The organism is Rhodovulum tesquicola (genome assembly GCF_024128855.1).
GTDB classification, from domain to species: Bacteria; Pseudomonadota; Alphaproteobacteria; order Rhodobacterales; family Rhodobacteraceae; genus Rhodovulum; species Rhodovulum tesquicola.
In genome coordinates, this window is sequence record NZ_JAMYDV010000045.1 from 1 (window position 1) to 5721 (window position 5721).

Here is a 5721-nt window from a genome sequence, read left to right on the forward strand (position 1 = left end):
CATTCGGCGCTTGGCGGAAGGACACCGGTTGAGGCCCATCAGGGCCAAGACCTGAAGGCGGCGGCATGATCAACAGGCAAGCTTAGCAACGCCGCAAATCTGTCCAGAAAACGGGGACCACCTCAGAAGGGTGTCGAGGATCGACCGAAGTTCACTATGAAGCGGAATGTGAACATCCTGACCGGTCTTCTGTTGAGTGATTGACAGGACACTATTGCGAAGGTGCTGCCGACCCATGCGCACGACGTCGCTGCGCCGCTGCCCGGTGTAGAGCATGAGCGACAGCGCCAGATGTGCACGGCTGCCCGGTTGGTGATGCCTTACGAATGCTTCAATATGTTCCTCTTCCCATGTGAGGAATCCGGCGGTCTTGTTCTTGATCTTGCGAACGCCTTGTGTCGGATCGTCCCCGCGCCAGCCAAGCTCAACGGCATGGCGCATAAGAAGATGGATCATCCGAAGCATGTTGTTCGCAGCGGCAGGAGTTGCAGCCTTGTCGCTGATGATCTTCTGCACGTGCTTGCGCTGCATGTGGGCAACTCGTTTGTCGCCGTGTTCCGTGCGGAAGCGTTCAATGATGCCGCGATAAGTTGTCTTGGTGGACGCGCCAAGGCCGACAAAGTCGCTTGTTCGGTAGAAACTCGCGACCAATGCGGCAACGCTCCCGGCAACGGTCTTGCTCTTGCCTGCCCCTAGCTTTTCGCCGGCTGCGGCCTTCTCATATGCTGCCATAAATTCCGGGCTCCACGGCAGACCCGGAAGCGCGCTTCGCGGGAAGCCAGGCCGGCGGTAATACCAACGGATTCTGCCATGTCGGTCTTCAAACCCTTGGCAGTATTTGGGCGGTCGTCGCAGAGTTTTCATGCTTCGTCCCAATCATTGCTTTCGGGATCTGAACCGTCGCCCGAAAGAGCTTCAAACGCCAAGTCCAAAGCGCGCACGTCCCAGATATTCCGGCTGCATATACGCTTGGGGCCAGGCATCTCGCCTGCGGCAATCAGCTTGTCGAAGGTGGAAGGGCTGACTCCGATGTAGCCCGCCGCCTCGGCTCGCGATAATCCGCGCCGGAACGGCGGTTGTATCACTTGCGAAGGCTGGCGGGCTTGGCTCTGCATCGGTTCAGAACGCCGACAGGCGAACGGCAACACTGCCGGTCGTCGCGGCCGCAGCTTCGACGGCAACGCCCAGTTTGACGTTCGCGCCTTCGGCGTCGTCGATCGTAACCAAGGATTCGCCGGCGTCATAATAGACGGCAGCGCCCAATGTGATGTTGTCAGCTGCGACCTTGGGCAGCCGGAAAACTCCCGTGGTCACAACGTCAACCTTGGCGCCGATCGCGGCGGATCCGGCAGCGATGCCCCGAATTTCGCCAGCAATGACAACACCGCCAGAGACCACGGCAGCGGGTGCGGGGATCGTCAGGTTCGATCCGGCTTGTTCAAAGTTCTTCATGTTCAGAGTCCTTTCGATGTTTGGGGAAGGATGCGAGAGGCAGGGCGCCTGTGCATCGACTCAATCTCGGCATCGATCGCAGCGAGCGCCCGTGCCATTTCCGAGTCCGACTTGTAGGAGACAGACTCGCCGTTGCTGTCGACGCTCTGAAGGACTGGCAGCGGCAAAGGCCGGACATCTTCAAGAAACGACCGTATAATCACGCGGGATGTGACAAATAGCTGAAGGCGCACCCATTTCTTGCCGGCAGCATTGCCCAGCTTGACGGGCGGTTCTCCGAATGGCCTGCGTCTCTCTTCGAGCGCCCCTCGACGGCCACGGGACGGCGTGAAACATCCTCGCATTTCCAATGGGTTGCCGGGCTCATGGCGTCGTCCCGTTCGCGAGATAATCCGGTGGCGGAGACTGACACGAAGGCGCAGGACGGTCAGAAGGACGGCTCGGTGGCGGCCGATCCCCAAGTCCGGCGGCAGCGTTCGAAACGAGCCAGGAGCCTGCCGGTAGTCTCTGATGACAAACAGACTTCACCCCCATAACCGCTTCATGCCGCCGAGTTCTCGCAACGAGTTGAAGTAGCCGACGAGTGTCATGTAGGGGTCCGCCACCGGGCCGAACCGGTCGAAAAGCGCCTGCGCGGCGGTCAGGAACGCCGTGTAGGTCCTGATCAGCACCGCAGGACGCGAGCTGCCGGGCGCACAGACGCCCATATACCGTCGGCCGGGTTTCTCGCCGATGGGTCTCTGGACCGAGAAGAAATTGTCTTCGACGTCCAGGCCCGAAGGCGGGAACACCGAGATACGGCGCATGAAAACATTGCGAACTTGATCATCAGCCCGCCGCACGGTCGCGGTGGACGCGACGACCTTGGGGCGAACCTTTTTGTCGCCCAGTGCCCAGCTGCTCAGCTCGTCGACGGCCGTTTCGTAGAGACCCACCATGGTGCCCAGCGGACCGCTGATGAGGTGGAACTCGTCCTGGATAATCAGATCTGGTGGTCGGATTGCGCTGACCGGCTTCACACTGGCGGCCGGATATGCCCCCCTCGCTCGGTGGCCGGTGCCACAGTCGTGGCTCGGCCAGAGCAAGCCATGGCGTCCGCATTCTTGCTCGACGCGGCCGAAGAGGTTCCGGACCTCGGGGCGCCAGGCCATCATCGCGAACTTGTCCACGGTCGCGATCATCATCGTCGGCGGGCGGTGATAGATTTCCTCGTCTACGACTTTCACGGGAAGCCCCGGGTGAGGCTGTCTGCTGGATTTCGCCTTCGAGAAATCGCAGCTGCCCAGCTTGTCGCCGCAGTGGATCAGCGTCCTGCCGGCGACCCTGTCGATCTCGATGTCGCGACCACCAGAGATCTCCGAACCGCACCAAGGGCAGCTGGTCAGTTGTGCAGGCGAAGCGATGCCCGCCTTGTTGCGGTCGTTGTCCGGCGCCATCTCTGCTAGCCGGGTCATGTCGAGCCAGCCCTCGTCGACCATGCGCCGCATGGCTGGACGATCCCTAGGATCGAGGCCGGGCGTTTCGGTGACAGCGACTTCGTAGCGCGGGATGATCTCGGTTCTGACGCGATGCGCCTTCGTCGGCTCCTCGGGCGTCGTATCCGCGTGAACAGACACTCCGTGGCCGACCGCGAACTCGAGCCGGTTGCGATAGATGAGGGCGAGACGGTCACGCTCCGGATCGTTGACTACCACTTCGTTGGAGGGGCGACGCCGAAAGACCGACCTGTCACCGTGGAGTTCGCCTACGTCCTGCCCTCGGGCGAGAGCTTCACCTTCACGGTGCATGCCGTCTACCTGCCGCGCCCGCGGATCGAGATTTCCGGGCCGCAGGGCGTCCAGGCGACGTTCGACTGGCAAGCGGCGCGCGACAGCGTGGTCGGCCGGATGTGCACCGCAACCCTCGTGAACGATGTGGAGACGTACTGATGCTGACGCTCGACCTGACCAACGCGCTGCGCTGGCATGACCTCGCGCCCGGCGTCCGGGTGCAGCTGCGCCCGCTGACGACCGCCCTGATGGTCGCGACGCGCAGTGATCCCGCCGTCGAGGCGGTGCCTGAGAAGGCTTCCGACGAGGAACGCGCCGTTGCCTTCGCCAAGGCGCTGGCGCGGCGGGCGGTGCTCGCCTGGGAGGGCATCGGCGATGCCGACGGCAACGCGCTCGATCCGAGCCACGAGTCCGTCGACGCGCTGCTCGACATCTGGCCGATCTTCGAGGCGTTCCAGCTGACCTACGTCTCCAAGGGCCTGCTGCTGGAACAGGAAAAAAACGCCTCCGCGCTCTCGCCGAATGGTCCTTCGGCGGGGGCGAGCGCTACTGCGAAGCCTGCGCGCAGGCCTGACGGACCGTGTGGGAGGTGTTCGAGGCGGAACGCCCGCAACTCGTGCCCTATGCCGGGCGCTTCGACGGCTTCCATTCCGTGCCAGCCGCCGTGTCCAAGACCTGCCTCGTGCGGTTCGACAACAACAAATACTCGGTGATGGCCAGCGCGGCCGGTCGTCCGGTCGAGATCCGGGCCTATGCCGAACGCATCGAGATCCGGCAGGATGGTCGCCTCGTTGGTGATCAGCCTGCACGGTCCCGATGATATGGAAGCGGTTGCTGCCGCACTTAAAGGGCGTCCTCGAAAAACCCTTGGGTGGAGAACCCCGGCGGAAGCACTGGACGCGGTGTTCAAGAACGCCGAAACTGCCCATGTAGCGACGACCGGTTGAGACCGCCAAGTCAGCGTTACCGAAGTCGACTGACATCGGCGCAGGTTGACGCATGTTAGCGCCGACCGGGGCGGATCGTGGAAGAGTGGAGAGATTCGCGCCTGCTTGATGTTGAGGACTCGGGCGGGCGCGCTCTGTACGGGTTCGCGGCGCGCCGTCCCTGCGGCGTTCGGGGATGGAACCGAATCCCGTTCCGGACGTTGGGTTCGCATTCACATGACGTCGGGGGCGGTCAGCATGCCGTCGAGCGCGCCCGGTCACAGTTCAAGGATACGGAGTCATGATACCGGGAAACAAGGCAAGGATCATTCTGGGTTTGATCGTGGTGGTCGTCCTGGCAGCCGTCTGGATCCGCTGGGGACCCGATTCCTGGGAGGTGCAGATCACCGGCACCACGGGCGACGGGCAGGAAATCCAGTATCACATCGAGACCATCCACGCCGGCACATCGGAGACATTAGTTTTCGTGAACGAGGATGCGGGGTTACTTCCACCCTACTTCAAGTTCGGTTCCGCGGACCTGCAGGCGGTGGCAAGCCGTGTCTCCGTCGCCTGCCCCGAGGAGGCCGTCACCGTGAACGGCTATGGACTGCGCATTCCCTTCCTCGACATGTTTCCGAACGCGACCTCCATCGACGCGCCCGCGCGCTGCCTGTCGGTTTCGACGGAGAAGGAGGAGGAGGACACCTCCGTAGAAAGTGAGGTGAACGGAGCCGATTGACGTCCGCACGTCGCGCCCTGGGGTGTCCAGGGGCCAGGGCGATATCGGCGGGATCCCGGGTGGTCGGTCTGTGTGCCCGCTTCCCGGGGACGCGGCCGGTGGTTCGGGCACCGACACTGGTCTCTGACACCGGGCTGCGCGATTTTTTCCGCAAGCAGCCGGGAACGTCGAACGGTGTCACGCGTTGAACATCCAGTAGAACATCTGAAAGGAGAACGTGATGAACATGGACGAGTTGAAAGGCAACTGGAAGCAGGTCAAGGGCCGCGTGCGCGAGGCGTGGGGGGTTCTGACCGATGACGAGGTCGACCAGGTCGAGGGAAATCGCGAACAACTAGTAGGGCTGATCCAGTCGCGCTACGGCAAGACTCGCGAGGTCGCCGAGAAAGAGGTGGACGAATTCCTGAAAGGCCAATGATCTGACGGTCCTTCATGCACTGACACTAGCCTGCCGCCCTGCCTGCACATGCGGGCAGGGCGGTCTCCGTTCACCCCGGAACCGGCAGAGGCGACCGCGGGTGCGCCGCGTGGGACGAGTGCGGTTGTCGCGGCGGCCCGCCACGCGACCTGCAGCAAAGGCTGCCCTTTTTGCACGCCGCGACCACCAGCCCGGCCACAATGGTCTGAAAGCCCGGCTCCCGGTGCCGCGGGTCAAGCGGCGCGGCGGATCGACTGCCTCATGCTTCTGAACGCGCACGCATTGGCCCGTAAACGGTGTTTTGCCCCCACCTTCCTGTGATTTTTCCGTTCTGCGAGTCCGTCTCTGTTGGCTAACAGGGGTGGAGTTTCTCCATGGAGACTATGACGGAGTTTCTCAGTTCACTTGGCGTGG

General features: G+C 62.8%; 6 protein-coding genes and 4 pseudogenes. 6 read left to right on the forward strand and 4 right to left on the reverse strand.

What is annotated here, in order from left to right; genetic code table 11:
* Positions 1–69: 69 nt before the first annotated feature.
* The 4 genes from NHN26_RS17105 to NHN26_RS17115 all read right to left on the reverse strand — a co-directional run bounded on the left by NHN26_RS17105 (position 70) and on the right by NHN26_RS17115 (position 3146).
* Complete coding sequence (locus NHN26_RS17105) at positions 70–732, reverse strand: tyrosine-type recombinase/integrase (RefSeq protein WP_253090520.1); 663 nt, start codon at positions 730–732, stop codon at positions 70–72.
* 387 nt (positions 733–1119) lie between these two features.
* The gene (locus tag NHN26_RS17110) at positions 1120–1452 is read right to left on the reverse strand and encodes a capsid cement protein (protein ID WP_253090521.1); all 333 of its coding nucleotides are present in this window, start codon (positions 1450–1452) and stop codon (positions 1120–1122) included.
* A gap of 2 nt (positions 1453–1454) precedes the next feature.
* Positions 1455–1796, reverse strand: coding sequence for a phage head-tail joining protein (locus tag NHN26_RS17720; RefSeq protein ID WP_435594221.1), 342 nt, complete (start codon positions 1794–1796; stop codon positions 1455–1457).
* Positions 1797–1976: 180 nt separating this feature from the next.
* On the reverse strand, positions 1977–3146 hold the full coding sequence (locus tag NHN26_RS17115) for a hypothetical protein (protein WP_253090522.1): 1170 nt from the start codon (positions 3144–3146) through the stop codon (positions 1977–1979).
* A 30-nt stretch (positions 3147–3176) separates the two neighbouring features.
* On the opposite strand from NHN26_RS17115, the pseudogene NHN26_RS17120 reads away from it, so the two are divergent.
* The 6 genes and pseudogenes from NHN26_RS17120 to NHN26_RS17140 form a co-directional block, all read left to right on the forward strand.
* Positions 3177–3380: pseudogene (locus NHN26_RS17120) on the forward strand (phage tail tube protein); the annotation flags it as partial.
* Positions 3380–3793: pseudogene (locus NHN26_RS17125) on the forward strand (phage-derived protein YdaY family protein); the annotation flags it as partial. The pseudogenes NHN26_RS17120 and NHN26_RS17125, both read left to right, overlap by 1 nt.
* Positions 3794–3795: 2 nt before the next feature.
* Positions 3796–4020: pseudogene (locus NHN26_RS17130) on the forward strand (Mu transposase domain-containing protein); the annotation flags it as partial.
* Positions 4019–4168, forward strand: a pseudogene (locus tag NHN26_RS17725) (IS30 family transposase); the annotation flags it as partial. The pseudogenes NHN26_RS17130 and NHN26_RS17725, both read left to right, overlap by 2 nt.
* Positions 4169–4448: 280 nt before the next feature.
* Positions 4449–4889, forward strand: coding sequence for a DUF1523 family protein (locus NHN26_RS17135; RefSeq protein ID WP_132696666.1), 441 nt, complete (start codon positions 4449–4451; stop codon positions 4887–4889).
* Positions 4890–5109: 220 nt separating this feature from the next.
* Complete coding sequence (locus tag NHN26_RS17140; protein ID WP_153749726.1) at positions 5110–5307, forward strand: CsbD family protein; 198 nt, start codon at positions 5110–5112, stop codon at positions 5305–5307.
* Positions 5308–5721 lie beyond the last annotated feature (414 nt).

Excerpts from the sequence above, each read along its gene's own strand:
- NHN26_RS17105 (WP_253090520.1), bottom strand. The coding sequence starts at position 732 with ATGGCAGCATATGAGAAGGCCGCAGCCGGCGAAAAGCTAGGGGCAGGC.
- NHN26_RS17110 (WP_253090521.1), bottom strand. The coding sequence starts at position 1,452 with ATGAAGAACTTTGAACAAGCCGGATCGAACCTGACGATCCCCGCACCC.
- NHN26_RS17720 (WP_435594221.1), bottom strand. The coding sequence starts at position 1,796 with ATGCGAGGATGTTTCACGCCGTCCCGTGGCCGTCGAGGGGCGCTCGAA.
- NHN26_RS17135 (WP_132696666.1), top strand. The coding sequence starts at position 4,449 with ATGATACCGGGAAACAAGGCAAGGATCATTCTGGGTTTGATCGTGGTG.
- NHN26_RS17140 (WP_153749726.1), top strand. The coding sequence starts at position 5,110 with ATGAACATGGACGAGTTGAAAGGCAACTGGAAGCAGGTCAAGGGCCGC.